The 16940-nt window shown below is 34.7% G+C and carries 16 protein-coding genes; 4 read left to right on the top strand and 12 right to left on the bottom strand.

Translation table 11 applies throughout. From position 1 onward, the window contains the following. Positions 1 to 20 precede the first annotated feature (20 nt). Positions 21 to 1583: an FMN-binding glutamate synthase family protein gene (locus tag P278_RS06405; protein WP_235444258.1), complete on the bottom strand. Its 1563-nt coding sequence runs from the start codon at positions 1581 to 1583 to the stop codon at positions 21 to 23. A gap of 406 nt (positions 1584 to 1989) precedes the next feature. Between P278_RS06405 and P278_RS06400 the strand changes: the two genes are divergently transcribed. Both P278_RS06400 and P278_RS06395 read left to right on the top strand, forming a co-directional pair. Next, complete coding sequence (locus tag P278_RS06400; protein ID WP_038263969.1) at positions 1990 to 4320, top strand: ATP-dependent helicase; 2331 nt, start codon at positions 1990 to 1992, stop codon at positions 4318 to 4320. Positions 4321 to 4342: 22 nt separating this feature from the next. Beyond that, complete coding sequence (locus tag P278_RS06395; RefSeq protein ID WP_038263966.1) at positions 4343 to 4963, top strand: L-threonylcarbamoyladenylate synthase; 621 nt, start codon at positions 4343 to 4345, stop codon at positions 4961 to 4963. Between the two features lie 117 nt (positions 4964 to 5080). On the opposite strand, the gene P278_RS06390 is transcribed toward P278_RS06395, so the two are convergent. The 3 genes from P278_RS06390 to P278_RS06380 form a co-directional block, all read right to left on the bottom strand. Further along, on the bottom strand, positions 5081 to 5920 hold the full coding sequence (locus tag P278_RS06390) for an OmpA/MotB family protein (protein WP_038265342.1): 840 nt from the start codon (positions 5918 to 5920) through the stop codon (positions 5081 to 5083). Between the two features lie 70 nt (positions 5921 to 5990). Next, the gene (locus tag P278_RS06385; RefSeq protein WP_038263964.1) at positions 5991 to 7004 is read right to left on the bottom strand and encodes a glycosyltransferase family 2 protein; all 1014 of its coding nucleotides are present in this window, start codon (positions 7002 to 7004) and stop codon (positions 5991 to 5993) included. Continuing rightward, positions 7001 to 7444 carry a type I restriction enzyme HsdR N-terminal domain-containing protein gene (locus P278_RS06380; protein WP_038263962.1) on the bottom strand — a complete coding sequence of 148 codons (444 nt, stop codon included), beginning with the start codon at positions 7442 to 7444 and terminating at the stop codon, positions 7001 to 7003. The genes P278_RS06385 and P278_RS06380 overlap by 4 nt, the downstream gene beginning before the upstream one ends. A gap of 87 nt (positions 7445 to 7531) precedes the next feature. On the opposite strand from P278_RS06380, the gene holA reads away from it, so the two are divergent. Further along, a complete protein-coding gene (gene holA, locus P278_RS06375; RefSeq protein WP_038263959.1) occupies positions 7532 to 8533 on the top strand; it encodes a DNA polymerase III subunit delta in 1002 nt (333 codons plus the stop codon). Positions 8534 to 8544: 11 nt separating this feature from the next. On the opposite strand, the gene P278_RS06370 is transcribed toward holA, so the two are convergent. The 6 genes from P278_RS06370 to P278_RS06345 form a co-directional block, all read right to left on the bottom strand. Then, positions 8545 to 10068, bottom strand: a complete 1524-nt coding sequence (locus P278_RS06370) for a carboxypeptidase-like regulatory domain-containing protein (RefSeq protein ID WP_051413441.1) — start codon at positions 10066 to 10068, stop codon at positions 8545 to 8547. Between the two features lie 125 nt (positions 10069 to 10193). Then, positions 10194 to 11285, bottom strand: a complete 1092-nt coding sequence (locus P278_RS06365) for a S41 family peptidase (protein ID WP_051413440.1) — start codon at positions 11283 to 11285, stop codon at positions 10194 to 10196. A gap of 188 nt (positions 11286 to 11473) precedes the next feature. After that, positions 11474 to 11950: a hypothetical protein gene (locus P278_RS06360; RefSeq protein ID WP_152973899.1), complete on the bottom strand. Its 477-nt coding sequence runs from the start codon at positions 11948 to 11950 to the stop codon at positions 11474 to 11476. 117 nt (positions 11951 to 12067) lie between these two features. Then, positions 12068 to 12952 carry a TPR end-of-group domain-containing protein gene (locus P278_RS06355; protein ID WP_139226716.1) on the bottom strand — a complete coding sequence of 295 codons (885 nt, stop codon included), beginning with the start codon at positions 12950 to 12952 and terminating at the stop codon, positions 12068 to 12070. A 199-nt stretch (positions 12953 to 13151) separates the two neighbouring features. Beyond that, entirely contained in the window at positions 13152 to 13532 is a 381-nt protein-coding gene (locus P278_RS06350) for a DoxX family protein (protein WP_038263951.1), read from the bottom strand. A gap of 193 nt (positions 13533 to 13725) precedes the next feature. Next, complete coding sequence (locus P278_RS06345; protein ID WP_152973898.1) at positions 13726 to 14757, bottom strand: DUF4421 family protein; 1032 nt, start codon at positions 14755 to 14757, stop codon at positions 13726 to 13728. Between the two features lie 108 nt (positions 14758 to 14865). Here P278_RS06345 and P278_RS06340 point away from each other — a divergent pair, with 108 nt between their 5' ends. Then, positions 14866 to 15597 carry a DUF3667 domain-containing protein gene (locus tag P278_RS06340; protein ID WP_038263946.1) on the top strand — a complete coding sequence of 244 codons (732 nt, stop codon included), beginning with the start codon at positions 14866 to 14868 and terminating at the stop codon, positions 15595 to 15597. 10 nt (positions 15598 to 15607) lie between these two features. On the opposite strand, the gene P278_RS06335 is transcribed toward P278_RS06340, so the two are convergent. Next, positions 15608 to 16183 carry a DJ-1/PfpI family protein gene (locus P278_RS06335; protein WP_038263945.1) on the bottom strand — a complete coding sequence of 192 codons (576 nt, stop codon included), beginning with the start codon at positions 16181 to 16183 and terminating at the stop codon, positions 15608 to 15610. Positions 16184 to 16432: 249 nt separating this feature from the next. After that, entirely contained in the window at positions 16433 to 16891 is a 459-nt protein-coding gene (locus tag P278_RS06330) for a copper resistance protein NlpE (RefSeq protein ID WP_038263943.1), read from the bottom strand. Positions 16892 to 16940 lie beyond the last annotated feature (49 nt).

Raw genomic sequence — 16940 nt, 5'->3', positions numbered from 1 at the left:
TGTTTCCTGTAAAATCATTTTCAATCATTTGACCCACCTAAATACGGGCATTCTTTTAATTCTTGCATGCCGTTAAACGGCACCTTATGTTTATTATAATTATGGGCAGCTGCTAAGGTTTGTGTCATATTTTTATCGCCTAAACTAACATCTACATCATCCATGGTAAACTGGCATGGATGTTCATAGCCACATGCATGGGTGATTTCGAGTAATTCTTTTTTAAAAGTCTTAAAATAGGAAAACAAGCGATCACTTTTAAGGGGGACGTCAATACCATTTTGTAGCCATTTTTTCTGAGTTGCAACTCCTGCCGGGCAGCGATTGGTATGACAAATTTGTGCTTGTATACAGCCAATACTCATCATTGCTTCCCGAGCCACATTGATACAATCGGCTCCCATAGAGAATGCCATTGCAGCTCTGGCAGGAAAGCCTAATTTACCACTGGCAATAAAAACGATGTGATCTGTAATGTCTTGATTTTTAAATATTCGATATACATCGCTAAAGCCATAAACCCATGGCAGTGATACATGATCAGCGAAACTAGGAGGAGCAGCACCGGTTCCTCCTTCACCACCGTCGACAGTAATAAAATCAGGGCCTTTATTAGTTTCCTTCATTATTTTGGCTAGTTCTTTCCATTCGTCTAATTTACCAATGGCTGCTTTAATTCCTACTGGCAGGCCAGTTTCATTGGCAACATTTTCAATGAAATCTACCATTTCACTTACCGTGTTAAATACAGTATGATTTGGTGGGGAAAGCACATCTTGTCCGATTGGGACATGCCTGATTTCTGCAATTTCTTTAGAGATCTTCTTGCCTGGTAATACGCCACCTTTACCAGGTTTAGCACCTTGAGAAAGTTTAATTTCAATAGCTTTAATACACGGATTTTCTTTGACAAGGTTTTTTAATTTCTCCATGGAAAAATTTCCTTCCTCATCTCTTACACCAAAATATCCTGTTCCGATATGAAAAATCACATCGGCGCCATTTTTATGATAAGGAGAAAGGCCACCTTCCCCGGTATTGTGATAAGCACCTGCTTTTTTGGCTCCGACATTCATTGATTCCACAGCTTTTGCTGATAATGATCCAAAGCTCATGGCAGAAATATTAATAACGGATTTTGGACGATAGGGCTTTTTTCTTTTATGATAAGCTCCCATTACTTTAGCACATGGTATAAATGCATAATCGGTTTTATTGGGATGCCCGTCAGGAAGTTTAAAAGGAATCATAGCATTATTTATAAAGATATATTGCTGTGCATATATATCTCTGTCTGTCCCAAAGCCCTCATAATTATTTTCTCTCTTTGCGGAGGCATAAATCCAACCACGTTCAATTCTGTTGAATGGTAATTCTTCTCTGTTATTCGCCACTAAGTATTGTCTTAACTCAGGGCCTATACTTTCCAACATATACCTGATGTGACCAACAATGGGGAAATTGTGACTGATGGTGTGAGCTCGTTGAATAAAAATGTCTCTGATGGCAATTATTAGTAAAATGAATAAGGCCCATCCCCACCAGGGAATGTTAGCCAGAACCTGCATAAAATTGTTTACCATAAATTATTTTTCTTAACAATTGATATCATTGATTCAAAGAATGATAGTTTTTGCAATCAAAACATTTTCCATCGATTTACCAGGATTCCGATGGGTTTTGATTTTCCTGTATGTAAATCTACGGGCTTTGTAGTATATAAAGAAATAAATTCTCATAACATCATTGAAAATATTATGTTGGATTTTAGTTTAGGGTAGGGTAAGATTGATTAAGCAGCCCTTTAATGATGTTCGAGGATTGTATGATTCTGACTTCAATAAATATTCATGGCTGACTTTAAATACTTGTTGGGTAGCTGAAAAAAGTGATCTTAAAAAGATGTTTATAAATAATTGTAATGTCCTTTAATAATAGTTTCATTATGGTTAAATTCACGGTTTGATTAATGATATAAGATAAACGACTTTGGAACAGTATATAGCAGAGTTAAATGAAGCGCAGAAAGCGCCTGTGTTACATAAAGATGGACCCTTAATGGTGATTGCCGGAGCCGGATCTGGTAAGACACGTGTGCTCACTTACCGTATAGCATATTTAATGGAGCAGGGGGTTGATCCGTTTAATATTCTTTCGTTGACCTTTACGAATAAAGCTGCGAGAGAGATGAAACATCGAATTGCGCAGATTGTAGGATCTAGTGAAGCTAAGAATTTATGGATGGGAACCTTCCATTCCATTTTTGCCAAGATTTTAAGGATTGAAAGTGATAAGCTTGGTTATCCAAGTAATTTTACGATTTATGATTCTCAGGATTCACAAAGATTGATAGCGGCTATTATTAAGGAGATGGGGCTGGATAAGGATATTTATAAATACAAGCAAATTCAGAATCGTATTTCATCTTTTAAAAATAGCCTGATTACTGTTAGGGCCTATTTTAATAATTCCGACTTACAAGAAGCTGATGCCATGGCAAAGAGACCAAGGATTGGTGAAATATATGAAGAGTACTGTAACCGATGTTTTAAAAGCGGTGCCATGGACTTTGATGATCTTTTGTTGAAAACCAATGAGTTGCTAACGCGATTTCCTGAAGTTCTGGCGAAGTATCAGGAGCGATTTAAGTATATATTGGTGGATGAGTACCAGGATACCAACCATTCTCAGTATTTAATCGTAAGGGCTTTGAGTGATCGTTATCAAAACATTTGTGTTGTTGGTGATGACTCTCAGAGTATCTATGCTTTTAGAGGGGCGAATATCAATAACATTTTTAATTTTCAAAAAGATTATGATGGTGTAGAGGTATATCGCTTAGAACAAAACTATCGTTCTTCGAATAATATTGTAAAGGCGGCAAACTCGGTTATAGAGAAAAATAAAAGCAGACTGGATAAAACTGTATGGACGGCGAATGATGAGGGGCCGCTTATTAAGGTTCACAGATCAGTAACTGATTCAGAAGAAGGACGCTTTGTTGCCTCTTCTATTTTTGAGTCTAAAATGCAGCATCAGATGTTAAATTCGGATTTTGCTGTACTGTATCGTACCAATTCACAATCAAGAGCTATTGAAGACGCACTTCGTAAACGTGATATACCGTATCGAATTTATGGAGGCTTGTCATTTTATCAGCGAAAAGAAATTAAAGACGTACTTGCTTATTTGCGTTTAGTTTTAAATCCTAAAGATGAAGAAGCTTTAAAGCGTGTCATAAATTATCCTGCAAGGGGTATAGGAGCAACCACGATAGATAAACTTGTTGTTGCTGCGAAACATTATGATCGATCTATATATGAGGTGATGCAACATGTCAGGAAAATTGATCTTAATCTTAATAATCCTACCAAACAGCGATTAGAAGACTTTGTAACGATGATACAGAGTTTTCAGATTATGAATGAAAGTGCTAATGCTTTCGAATTAACTGAGCATGTAATTAAGAAAACCAGCCTTATCCGGGAATTAAAAAAAGATGGTACTCCGGAAGGTATCACCAGACTCGATAATATAGAGGAATTGTTGAATGGTATTAAGGATTTTGTCGAAGGCCAAAGGGAAATCGATGAAGCCACCGGGAATTTGTCTGAATTTCTTGAAGATGTTGCTTTAGCGACAGATCTTGATAATGATAACGAAGATGATGATCGTGTTGCATTAATGACCATTCACCTGGCTAAAGGACTTGAATTTCCGAATGTATATATTGTAGGAATGGAGGAAGATTTATTTCCTTCGGCATTAAGTTTGAATACAAGAAGTGAATTAGAGGAGGAGCGTCGCCTATTCTATGTGGCACTCACCAGGGCTGAAAAACAAGCATATCTTACATATACGCAAAGCAGGTATCGCTGGGGGAAACTTATCGATGCAGAGCCAAGTAGATTTATAGAGGAAATAGACGATCAGTTTCTTGAATATTTAACACCTCCCGTGAATTCCGGCTACCGATATAAATCGATGATTGACTCTGATATTTTCGGTGAGGTTGACAAAAGTAAATATCGACAAAAGAAACCCGTATCGGGAACTCCACCTTCCGTTCCAAGGCCCAATGAAGAAAAGCTAAGGAAATTGCGTAAATTGAAACCAAATTTAGGGGAACCTTTAAAGAATACTAATACGATTGATCAAAGCTTGTCGGAAGGGTGTAAGGTAGAACATACGCGTTTTGGCAGAGGTCAGATTATTAAATTAGAAGGTGTTGGCAACGACAAAAAAGCTGAGATTAAATTTGATAATGGTAGTGTTAAAAAGTTGCTTTTAAGATTTGCCAAACTCAAAGTGTTAGATTGATTTTGTATATTAATATAGTTAAATGGCAGAATTAATTCGCATATACGAAGAAAATCCTAATCCGCGGGAGATAGCTAAAGTGGTTGCTGTTCTTAAACGGGGAGGGCTGATCATATATCCAACTGATACTGTTTATGGTTTGGGATGTGATATTACAAATTCCAAAGCTTTGCAAAAAATAGCCCGAATCAGGGGGGTAAAACTTGAAAAAGCGAACTTTTCATTTATTTGTCCGGATTTGAGTAATTTATCAGATTACGTAAGGCAAATAGATACGCCAACGTTTAAAATTTTAAAAAGAGCACTTCCGGGGCCATATACATTTATTCTTCCTGGTAGTAATAATTTACCTAAGGATTTTAAGAAAAAGAAAACGGTAGGTATTCGGGTTCCGGATAATAATATAGCCAGAGAACTTGTGGAACAATTAGGAAATCCTATTGTATCTACCTCTATCCATGATGAGGATGAATTAATAGAGTATACCACCGATCCTGAGCTGATTCTTGAAAAATGGGATAACCTTGTGGATATAGTTATTGATGGGGGGTATGGTGATAATATACCTTCTACGGTAATTGATTTATCGGAAGATGAGGCTGTAATTGTCAGGGAAGGAAAAGGATCACTGGATATATTTTAATTAATTAAGCTAAAGGGATTAGTTTCGTTTCAATTACTCATTCAATTTTAAATTATAAATATTAAAAAAGGCTTCAAAATTTTGAAGCCTTTTTTATGATGGTATATCTCGAAGAAATTAGTTGATCTCAGGATCTTTCATACCTTCTTCGATCATATTGTAGAACTGATCTAGTTTAGGAAGTACAACAATTCTTGTTCTTCTGTTTTTAGCTCTACCGTCTTTACTAGAGTTATCAGATAAAGGAATGTATTCACTTCTACCAGCTGCTGTCATTCTAGCAGGAGCAACACCGAAGTCATTTTGAAGAATTCTAACCACTGAAGTAGCTCTTAGAACACTTAAATCCCAGTTGTCCTGGATGCTAGAAGTATGGATTGGCACATTATCAGTGTGACCTTCTACCATAAATTCAAAGTCTGGCTTGTTTTTAACAACTGTAGCCACTTTTCCTAAAACTTCTCTAGCTCTAGATGATACTTTTGTACTACCACTTGAGAATAATAGTTTATCTGAAATAGAAACATAAACTACACCTTTTTCAACGCTGATTTCGATGTCTTCGTCATCAAGATTTCCAAGAGCACCTTTTAAGCTTTGTACAAGGGCTAAGTTAACTGAGTCTCTACGCGTAACAGCATCTTGAAGTTTTCTGATCGTAAGATCTTTTTCTTGAAGGCTTTCGAGAGATTTCTCTAGGTTTTCAGCACCTTTTTTAGTCAAATCAGTAAAGTTACCTATTTGGTTAATAAGATCTTTATTGCTTGCGCTAAGTCTATCGATTTGACTGTTTAATGATGATTTTTCTTCAAGACAAGAGTTTAACTTAACTGTTGCTGAATTTAAAAGATCTTGTGATTCCTTGTACTTAGATTCTAAGTCTGCATATTTCTTTTGAGAAACACAAGAACTAAATAATACGGTTAATCCTAAACCGTAGAAAAGAATTTTTTTCATAACTAACATGCTTAATTTAAAGTTCAACCAAAAATATTAAAATATGTTAAAACAAAATAAGAGTTTATCGTTAATCTTTTACTAAACTGCTATAGTGTTTTCTTTTTCTTACGAAATATGACCATACAATAGATGTACACACATAATATTTTTTATACTCATCCAATTGTTGTCTTTTTTTCGACATTTTTCGAAGGTTCCAATAATAACTTAAATGTGCTTTAAATATTGCGAACAAATGCTGGAATTTAAATTGAAATAAAAATCTCATTGCAGCAACACCATCTAAAACCAGGCGTATTAAAACCAAAGGGATCACCTTTTTTAAGGGAAGATTTTTGGTCAGGGAGTATAATGAATTCCTAAAGTTTAGAAAAGTCTTTTTAGGGTTCATGTTATTTAGAGTTGCACCACCAACGTGATAAACTGAAGACGTACCAATATATTTAGTTTTATAGCCCAAATTATTGGCTCTCCAGCATAGATCTATTTCTTCTTGATGGGCAAAATAGTCTTCATCAAAACCTTTTAGTGAATCGAAGACATGTTTTCGGATAAACATACAAGCTCCTGTTGCCCAAAAAATATCTTTAATGTCATTGTATTGCCCTTGATCCATTTCTAATGTCTGGAATACTCTTCCTCTACAAAAAGGATATCCGAACATGTCTAAAAAACCTCCGGCAGCTCCTGCATATTCGAGCATTGATTTATTTTTGAAATCTAAAATTTTGGGTTGAGCGATGGCTATCTTTTTATCGTTTTCAAAAAATGATCGAATAGGAGTGAGCCAGTTTTTTGTAACTTCTACATCGGAGTTTAAAAGACAATAGACATCTGCATTGATATGTTTGAGGGCATCATTATAACCTTTCGCGAATCCACCATTTTCTTTATTCATAACGATCCCGACCTCCGGATAATTTTGTCTTAAGTATTCGACGGAGTCGTCCTCAGATGCATTGTCAGCTACATAAACGGTTGCATTATCCGAATACTTTAATACATTCGGTATGAATTGCTCTAAGAGTGAGCGTCCATTCCAATTCAGAATGACAATGGCTATTTCGAGTTGTTTATTCAATTATTTGGAGGTAATTCGTTTAAAAATATATAACGTTCATTTTTATAATCCAACCTACAAAAATAATGCCTTAAACCATTTGTAACCATTAACAGGTCTGCTTTTAGTGTCAAATTATACCGGGCAATTTGATCAAAGGTTGCCTGGTTAATTTTAACAGACGGTGCTTTACATTCAACTACTATATTAATGGAGCCATCGGGGTGATAAACTAAAGCGTCATATCTTTTGTTTAACCCATTGACCTTAAGTAGTTTTTCAACATTTATGTATTGTTTTGGATATTTTTTCTCATGAATTAAAAACTGAACAACATTTTGGCGAACCCATTCCTCTGGCTGAAGAACCACAAATTTTTTGCGAATTTCATCAAAGATTTGGATGTTATTTTCGCTACTTTTGAAGCGAAAGCTATATTTTGAGAAGTTCAGTTTTTGCATCAGGCAAATATGCAAATAACCTAGGAGATTACACAAATTAAAATATGGTTATTATCATTTGATGTATCTTAAAAATAACACTTTTGAATGGAAGAGGTAAAACAATTGGTAGCAGATATCAGGAAGGGAAATATAAAACCTGTTTATTTTTTAATGGGTGATGAACCTTATTATATTGATAAAATTGCTGCTTATATTGAGCATAATATATTATCTGAAGAGGAAAAGGGATTTAATCAAATGGTGCTTTATGGCCGTGATGTTTCTGTTGAGGAAGTTGTTTCTAACGCTAAGCGTTATCCGATGATGGCTGAACGACAAGTGGTTATTTTAAAGGAAGCTCAAGACCTTAGCAGAACCATTGAGAAGTTTGAAAATTATGTAGAGAATCCTCAGCCAACTACGGTATTGGTAATATGCTATAAATATAAGACCATAGACAAGCGAAAAAAATTATACAAAGCCTTAAAAAAGTGCGATGCTTTGTTTGAGTCTAAAAAGCTTTACGATAATCAGGTGCCAGACTGGATACGCAGGGTACTGGCAGGTAAAAAATATTCGATAAGTGTTAAGGCATCCCAAATGTTAGTTGAATTTTTGGGTACTGATTTGGGGCGTATTAATAACGAGCTTGAAAAGTTACAGATAATTTTACCGGAAGGAACAGAGATTACCCCTGAAATTATTGAAGAAAATATAGGGATAAGTAAGGATTACAATAATTTCGAGCTTCGCAAAGCAATAGGTAATAAGGATGTTGTTAAAGCTACCCGAATTATTAATTATTTTGCTCAAAACCCGAAAGATAACCCATTGGTGGTGACCGTGTCTTTATTACATAATTTTTTTACGCAGCTTCTTCAATATCATGGGCTATCAGATCATTCTAAGAAGAGTGTAGCAAGTACTCTTAAGATTAACCCTTTTTTCGTGGGAGAGTATCAGGTGGCTGCAAAAAATTACCCAATGAAAAAAGTGAGTTCTGTAATATCTCACTTGCGTGAGGTTGATGTTCAGGGAAAGGGGGTTGGCGCTAACCTAAGTCAGGCAGATTTGCTCAAAGAATTACTTATAAAAATAATGTCTTAACCTTACCAAGTTTATTCGTTTTCTAGACTTTTAAAAGTTTTAATTGCTTTATTCGGTTCTATTATATTATATCCTTGCCAAAATTCCGGATCATATTTGGATAAATAGTGTGGTTTTACATTTGGTTTTTCTTTGAAATCAGTAAAGACTGATTTGTTGATTGGAGTGTTTTCAAATACAATCATTTCTACCTTGTCAGTATTTCTCACAATAAAATCAACATCACTTGCTACTTCGTTTTGTTTTCTTCTTCCTTTTACATTTTTATTCTTTTCTATTATTTTAACAGGTCTTTTAAAACCTACCAGTTGCCCTTCTTTTTCTTCCGCATATTTAAGGGCGTATTTATTTCTGGTATTCTTTTCGTAGAGGAGTGTTCCTTTATTCAAGTAATGATTAAATGAAACTCCAAACAACTTAAATGTTTTAAGCGGTTTTACATTTTGGTAATCAACCCTTATTACAGCAAAATCATCGGCATTAATATAGAGGGTTCCCTGGTAATCGGCACTGCCTTTTGGATGGAAAGAAACCTTATAAACAATGTAATCGTTTAATGTTGTTAAGTTCTCTAATTCGAATTGATATTTATGGTCTTTATGAATAAAGTTTAGATCTGAATCCTTGAATATAAAGTTATGCTTTTGTAATTGTGTTAATGACTGTTTTTTAAAGTGTAAGAATCTTTTGCGACGTGCTTCCTCTTGTTTTTTACGGTTTTCAATGGCTTCTTTGGTTTGATTTATTTGATTATCACCAAAAAGAGAAGAGTCAATTTCTGTTTTTGTACCAATGATTCCAGATTTTATTTTGAAATAGGAATCTCTCTTTACGTGTTTTCTAACAATGGCTTGTAATTTTTCAGTCATTGCGGTTATTGACATTTCATTATTCTTATCGTACAACCGTGAAGCTTTGATTATATCTAACTTAGATGGAGCATTATCTTCCGAAAGTTTGCTGTAAAACTCGCCTAATACTTCAGAATGGTTAGAACTCGTATTAGGGATGGCATTTAATAAGCTGTCTACAAAAGGTTGATTAAATTCGGCAATGGAACTCTCAGTTAATTTTGCGTCCTTTTTATCGATTTTTGTGTAGTAGGAGTTGCGTATAAATAGCTTTTGTTTTAAAAAATCAAAATCATAATTTTTTTCGAGGCTGTCTTTGACGTGTTCAATGATCTCCTCCAAGGTGTAGTTTTTATTTAAAAGCACTACTTCATTAAGTTCAATATCCTTTGGACTAAGAAAAATGATGGAATCATTAAATTTACTGATGTTAAGTGTTTTTTCACTATACCCCAAACAATTTATATACAGCGAATCATGTTCGGTTATATTGGCATTAAGGTGGAGGGTGAAATTACCGGATTCAGAACTGATTATTCCAGAATTTTTATTGAGGGTAATGGTGGCAAACGGGATTGGTTGTTTGGATGTGGTATCAATAACCCTGGCAGTAATTGAATTTTGTCCTGAAGACGGTAAAATGCATGTAAGAAATAAGGTAATTGCAAAGTAGTATGGTTTCATCTGTTTGATTTTGTTTTGAAAATAAAGTATTACAGCTGAAGTAATATCTACTTTAATATTTCTTTGGCTACGATTTATAAATAATTAACATAAATACCACCCGCTTTAATAATTTTTTATAAAACTTATTTCGAAGAAGCATTGGAATTAATTAATGAAACGATTTGTGAAACCCAATCTGTGCGATTATTTAAATAAAAGGCAGGGGTAATACCAACGTATTCATATTGATCTAATTTAGAACTTGTATGTTTGGTACTAAAAGTAGCTTTTAAATCGTAACAATTGGTAGCGTCGACCATCGATTTATTACCATAGCTATAGGCTATTATACCACTTGAATTTTCACCTACGACTGTAGTTCGTTTATCACCCATTAGTTTATAAGTTACAAGTTCTGCTGCACTTGCTGTTTTGAAATTGATGATGATATATATGTGCTTCAGGCCATCACTTCTTTTAATGTACTTGAGTAATGGTTCTGTTTGAGCTATTGCCCCGCCAACATTGTTTCTAAGGTCGATAATCAAGTATTCTTTGTTTAGTTTGGGTATGATCTCTTCGTAAAATTGGTTTGCTTCAATGATATTTTTGTTGGTTCTTTTAAGTGATCCAATGGCGATGTAATCTATATTATTATAGGTAGATTTATATTCAAAGTTCTCTTTATATGATTTATTAAAGAAGTATCTATCCTGTTTATTCCAAAATGTAGGGTAGATTCGACCGTTTTTGAATTCAATAAATTTATGGTATAACAGAAAGCCATTATTAAAATATTCAAACATCTCCAGATCACCCTTTTGGTTTTTCATGATTTTTAGACGGATAGTTCCATTCGACCATTTGTGATCGTTGGAACTGAGCATGATACCATACCAAATACTGTCGTTTTCTTTATTAATCACCAGTTTTTCTTTGCCGGCATGGTAGATCCCTGAAAATTGATCAGAAAGGAAATTTCTAGTATTTATTTTTTTATTAAATATCGGAAAGGAGGTAGGAAGGTTTGTGTTTTGATACCCAATTTGATTGTGTTTGTCTTTAACAAAAGAAATGAACTTTTGCAGGTATCCGACGCAAAAATATTGACGTTGCGGATCGTTTGTTATTTGTTCATTTATATGATCTTTCCATTTAATAAATTCTTTTTCCTTTTCTTTATTCCTTTTTATCTGAAGTTTATAGCTCTTCGATTTTTTAACCAGCTGTTCCACTTCATTTAAGGCCTTTAGACAATTGCAATTATCTTGCGCATAATTGATAAAACATAGGGAGAGGGTACACACAAAAAATAGGGGTAGTCTAAGTTGCATTATAAAAAGAATTGAGGGTATAACAGGATTACGAGCATACTACAAATTGTACGTATCTGCCACATTAGGATTACCGGCGAGCTTACCGATTAATACTTACCGGTATATGCCTGTTCATAGGGCTTACCAAAGTTTTTTAAAAGCATGTTCAGTATTTCTACGTTTGGAGCATAGTAGTCATCGTGATCTTCACTTAAATCTGTTGCATACAATGCAAGTTTTTGTTTGTCGTTTTCCAAAAAGGCAATTGTTCCTTTGCAGTACCAGGTCCATTGTTTATCTGAATAATCAGTGATGGATTTTTTCATATAGAAGATGGCTTTATCATATTGATTGGCCATGGCATACATTTGTCCTATATTCCAAAAATCAACAGTTTTCTTTCTGGTATCATCAGAATGCATTAAATATAATAATTCGCTTGCGGCTTCTAAATATTGTTTATTCTGAGCTAAAGTTTTCCATTTTTCCTGAAACGGTATTTCAGCATAGGACGGAAATGAAGTATTTCCGTAAATCAACATGACAAATACCAAACTGAATATTGATGAGCAAATTTTTTTCATTTTCAATTGTTTTTTTGTTAAATGGTGACACCCTTAAATTAATGAAAAAAAATCAGTTTATAGCGTATTTACATAGTTAATAACAGATTATCCGGCTTTATTGTTTACAGAATGAGGTTACCCTTGTAGCTTTTTTAATAATTGATTGAATTTACTATGCTTGTGTAAGCTGGTGAACATGTCTTCATTTAAAAGATCCTCCTTTGTAAGCTCTGTAAGTTTAACGGCCCTATCAATGTCTTTAATGGCATCAGTGGTGTTTCCCAGCATGGCATTGGAGCAAGCTCGTTGCCAATAAGCCAAATAGTATCTTGAATCTATATCTATGGCTTGATTTGCAAGCGAATTGGCCCATCTTATTTCTCCGATGTCTAAAAGGCTATCAGCTTTATGAGTCATGGCTTCTACATTATTAGGGGCTACTTCCAGAATTTGGTCGTAAATATGTATTTTTTCATCACTTTTTTCTTCAATGGAGGCTCTTCTCCATAAACTTTGTATTTGATTAGTGATGGTCAATTTTTCCTGAGTATTGATAAGTTCTTTTGATTTAAGTATCAAGTCATTCTCTAATTCGGTAAGTCTTTTTTCATATTCGGCGGTAACCTGTTCAATTTTTTGTTCCGTTAAAGATTCAACCTTTCTTTTGATATCCGTTAATGATCTCCAGCCGATTATTACAAGGATGGAAGCGGCAATCGTAATAATATAGAAAATGTTGGTTGTAGTGTCTGTGGTATACCGTATAGCTCTGTCGGCGCTGTTGAGTTCAGAATTAGCAATTTTCTCAACGGTTAGTTTTTTAAGTTCAGCCTGATCATTACGCAGGTTTTTTAATTCATCAAGAATATAACGTTCAATAAAAGGTTTGTATAATGGTTCTTCAATTATTTGGATAGAGTCTTTTTTTTGGGCTTGCATGCTAAAGCCAATTAACATCATGATTATAAAATATAGTCCCTTGGAATAGCGTATGCTATTGCTTTTAATGATTTGCATCATACCTTCTCGTTTTACTGATTTTTGAATATGCAGGTTAACTGCCAAGAACCTTATAATACCTACGTCGGTATTATGTTTGAATACTAAAATTGGGCGCGAAGATAGTAATTTAGTGATACACAACAGGCTTGGTGATAAAAAAAGAAAACCTCCTATTGGAAAAACAGGAGGTTGGGTATTATAATCTAAGCCTTAAAATTTAACTTTTCCTTCCATCAATACTGAATTTTCCAGGCCCTAACAGGCCAATGGTTATAAATGCTATAAGATATAGTAAGGCCATTTCTTTTTTAGCTAGTGGATCATCCCCATGCACGATCAGCGCAGCTACAGCCATGGCAATTATTGGAGGTATTGATGCCCATTTGGTTTTATAACCTATGATAATGAATATTGGAGCTACAAATTCTCCAATAATGGTTAGTATTAAAGATATGGTAGGGCTTAAACCCAAAAAGCTCATAAACTGAATTTCTTCTCCCGAAAGTAATCTTTCCAGTTTACCATACCCATGCGTCATCATTAGTAATGAAACTCCGACCCTGAGCACAGTTAAGCCAATATTAGAATAATTTCTCATAAAATGATTTTTATTTGAGTTAGGTTTAAATTTAGGAAAAAAGTAAGAGATAATACCCCAATAAATTTAATTGTGGCCTGTATAATGGATGTTATCATTTAGGGTAGATATTGATAATGGATCGGAAATTTAATCTTGCATGAGATTAACCTTGGGGTCTTGTAGTGAGATAGCCATAGAGTGGCAGGCTTATTTAAAGCTTTAACTTGTCTTCGGCTTTATCGAAGGTATTTGCTATAAATTTCGGAGCATTAAATCGGTAGCCAACATAAACAGCACCATAAATTTTGTCATTTATCAACCTGTTGTTTTCTGAGCTTGTATACCAATTAGAGTTTATGTTAAATGCGGATCCAAAGAATAACCGAGGTGTGTTATAACCAATTTGTATACCGCCCTCCAATGCTATGGTAAAATAGGTATGACTCTCCGCAGTGTTATTATCACTTCTATTGTATTTAAAATTTGAGAATTTAACCCCTGATTTTGCCGTAGCATAAGGAGCAACATACCATTTATTGTGAATAACCATGGTATAGTAGTAAGAAATCGCACTACTAAGGGTAAATATGTTCTCAATACTATCTGAGCCTAAATATTCTTTAAATCGAAGCGAATAATGATCATAATAATAACTAATAGAAGGGATGAAGGACCCTGAACTTTTCTTCTGCCATTCTGTTTTAAAATAGAGGCTTTTAAGGGAATATTCGGGGTTCATAACGTAACCGGTGGTACCTCCCCAGGATGTAATGGATATACCTGGAAATTGAAAATAGGGATCGATATCTTTTTGCCAGCCAGAAAAGAAATCACCCGTATTAACAACATAAAAGCCACTTACTTTGCTATAATGAAGTTCCTGAATCCAATTACCGAAGAAGAGTCTAAATTTTATATCACTAAATGACGATTCTCCTTTTAATTGGTCATCATTATTACCTGGTAAGAATTCCGGAGCAAATCCAAAACTGACGCTTAGAAATCTGTAATTGAGATTGAAAAACATCTTTAAAGCGTTATTGTTTCTAATGTTTAATTCGTCGTCATTACTATTCAAGCTTTTACTGAGGTAACTATCTGTACGCGTGTCAATATTTGCTTTCAGCATGATCCTGTCGTAATACGAGATCACTGAAGCGCTGTCTTGTTTTGATTTTAGGTCTTGCCCAAAAATTGGAAAGAACACTAAAACGGCTATCAATAGCAGAATTGTATTTTTCAAATTGCCTGGCTGTTGGTCTAACGAAAATACTAAACGAATTATAAATCAAAAAAAACTTGTATATTTTGAAGGGTCAAATCCTAAATTGACCGTCAAAGCGTATTACTCATGTCAATAACCTGCAAAAACTGTGGAAGTGAAGTAATTGGAAAGTATTGTTCTGATTGTGGACAGGCTGCTAGTACCCATCGACTAAACGTAAAGTATATAGTAAATGATATTCAATTGGGCGTTCTTGCTTTCGATAAGGGGCTTTTCTATACGCTCAAAGAGCTTTTTACCCGACCGGGTCATACTATCAGAGCGTTTATAAAAGGGAAGCGTGTAAGACATTTTAAGCCTTTGTCGTTAGTGATTTTGCTTGCCACCTTCTACGCGCTTCTTGTTCATTTTTTGGGTATAGAATTTATTCATGGGAATAGCGTCTCCGAATCTGAAAACCTAATTGATTACCCCTCCTTAAATGAATGGTTGACACAGCACTATGCCCTTGTTTCACTATGCTTAATTCCTGTTTTCAGCATGGGTTCTTATATAGCTTTCTGGAAGCAAGGCTATAATTTTATAGAGCATATGGTCTTGAATGCTTATGCCGCCTCTCAGCGTTTGGTGGTTCATGTTATGATACTTCCTTTATTATACGCTTCTTATAACAGTGAAATAGAATCTCTAATTTCCAGGGCTTTGTTATTTCTTAATTTGATCTTGGTGTATTGGTGTTATTCCCAATTTTTTGAAAAGGTATCAAAGGTTAAAAGTTTTCTGTTGACAGTACTTACCGGAGTTTTTGCATATACTGTTTTTATGGTGGTTTTCATTTTGTGGTATTTTCTCAAATAAGCATTGGACTTTAAAGCGTAATTGTTGCTCCCATTATTTTTAGAAATTCCCGGATGAATACTGGATGTGCCGGCCAGGCAGGGGAGGTAACCAGATTACCATCGACGTAGGCGCTATCGACAGGAACACCCTGATATTCACCACCGGCTAATATGACTTCCGGACCTACGGCAGGATATGCAGTTAATTTTCTTCCTTTTACCACATTTGCTGCGGTTAAAATTTGAATACCATGACATATAGCAGCCACTGGTTTATCTTCCTTAAAAAAATGTCTAACGACCTCAATTACTTTAGAATTCAACCTCAGATATTCCGGAGCTCTTCCTCCAGCGATCACAAGTCCATGGTAATCATTAAGTCTTATGTTATCAAATGAGTAATTCAGCGCAAAATTATGCCCCGGCTTTTCAGTGTAGGTTTGATCGCCTTCAAAATCATGAATTGCGGTTTTTATGGTATCTCCGGCTTTTTTGTCGGGACAAACCGTATGAACTTCATAACCTACCATTTCAAGCATTTGAAAGGGCACCATGGTTTCGTAGTCTTCTGTGTAATCACCTGTTAAAAATAGAATTCTTTTCATTTCGTAAAGGGTTAAATATAAGTTATTTACTGTTTTACATGAAGTTAAATAATTATACGAAGGTTGGTATAGAATTAAGATGAAATAAATATTATTTCTGTCAGGATAAGAATTTTAGATGATGAAGTGTATTTGTTTGAGGTGAAAACATTAAAAAGGGGGGGGGCCCAATCATCTCAATTATGATTTAGTTTCAGGAAATAAATAAGGCCTGTTTTTTGAACAGGCCTTATTTAAAGAATGAACTTTTTATTCTTTTGTTAATATGTATTGCTTACTTAATTCGCCGGTAACCCTTTTTCCATCCGGATCAAGTTGTGTGAGTGAATTTTCTCCAACAACATACATGAAAGCAGCTTGATTTAAGTTGTTTAGCGTAATCCTGGTTCCACTATCAGACCAGCTGAAATTACCTTTATTTAAAAACACACTATCATTTTTACCCAGATATCGCTGCTCAAATATATATCTGTTATCCGAACTTATAACGATTTTGGTTTTAATTCCATCACAATCGGGGCATGGTAATACTCCTGAATAGGTTCCTTCCCAGTCGAGTGCATTTTGGGCATTGTGTAAATCACTTACGACATGCTCATTGTCGAGGTTATTTTTATTTATTTGGTTGTTATCAGGTTTACTTTTACGTTCCTGGCAACTCATTAAGATACCAGATCCCAATAGTATAATGCAAACAAACTTCTTCATTGTGATAAGTATTATCGTTTAATTTAAATACGAAAAATCACAATAAAAA

Origin of the sequence: Zhouia amylolytica AD3 (assembly GCF_000511935.2) — a bacterium.
Classification (GTDB): domain Bacteria; phylum Bacteroidota; class Bacteroidia; order Flavobacteriales; family Flavobacteriaceae; genus Zhouia; species Zhouia amylolytica.
Note: the sequence above shows the minus strand (reverse complement) of the source record. Positions and strands in the feature narration are given on the sequence as shown.

What these genes read in the sequence shown, in the direction of transcription:
- P278_RS06405 (WP_235444258.1), bottom strand. Translation starts at nt 1,583, where the DNA reads ATGGTAAACAATTTTATGCAGGTTCTGGCTAACATTCCCTGGTGGGGA.
- P278_RS06395 (WP_038263966.1), top strand. Translation starts at nt 4,343, where the DNA reads ATGGCAGAATTAATTCGCATATACGAAGAAAATCCTAATCCGCGGGAG.
- P278_RS06390 (WP_038265342.1), bottom strand. Translation starts at nt 5,920, where the DNA reads ATGAAAAAAATTCTTTTCTACGGTTTAGGATTAACCGTATTATTTAGT.
- P278_RS06380 (WP_038263962.1), bottom strand. Translation starts at nt 7,444, where the DNA reads ATGCAAAAACTGAACTTCTCAAAATATAGCTTTCGCTTCAAAAGTAGC.
- holA (WP_038263959.1), top strand. Translation starts at nt 7,532, where the DNA reads ATGGAAGAGGTAAAACAATTGGTAGCAGATATCAGGAAGGGAAATATA.
- P278_RS06370 (WP_051413441.1), bottom strand. Translation starts at nt 10,068, where the DNA reads ATGAAACCATACTACTTTGCAATTACCTTATTTCTTACATGCATTTTA.
- P278_RS06360 (WP_152973899.1), bottom strand. Translation starts at nt 11,950, where the DNA reads ATGAAAAAAATTTGCTCATCAATATTCAGTTTGGTATTTGTCATGTTG.
- P278_RS06355 (WP_139226716.1), bottom strand. Translation starts at nt 12,952, where the DNA reads ATGATGCAAATCATTAAAAGCAATAGCATACGCTATTCCAAGGGACTA.
- P278_RS06350 (WP_038263951.1), bottom strand. Translation starts at nt 13,532, where the DNA reads ATGAGAAATTATTCTAATATTGGCTTAACTGTGCTCAGGGTCGGAGTT.
- P278_RS06340 (WP_038263946.1), top strand. Translation starts at nt 14,866, where the DNA reads ATGTCAATAACCTGCAAAAACTGTGGAAGTGAAGTAATTGGAAAGTAT.
- P278_RS06335 (WP_038263945.1), bottom strand. Translation starts at nt 16,183, where the DNA reads ATGAAAAGAATTCTATTTTTAACAGGTGATTACACAGAAGACTACGAA.
- P278_RS06330 (WP_038263943.1), bottom strand. Translation starts at nt 16,891, where the DNA reads ATGAAGAAGTTTGTTTGCATTATACTATTGGGATCTGGTATCTTAATG.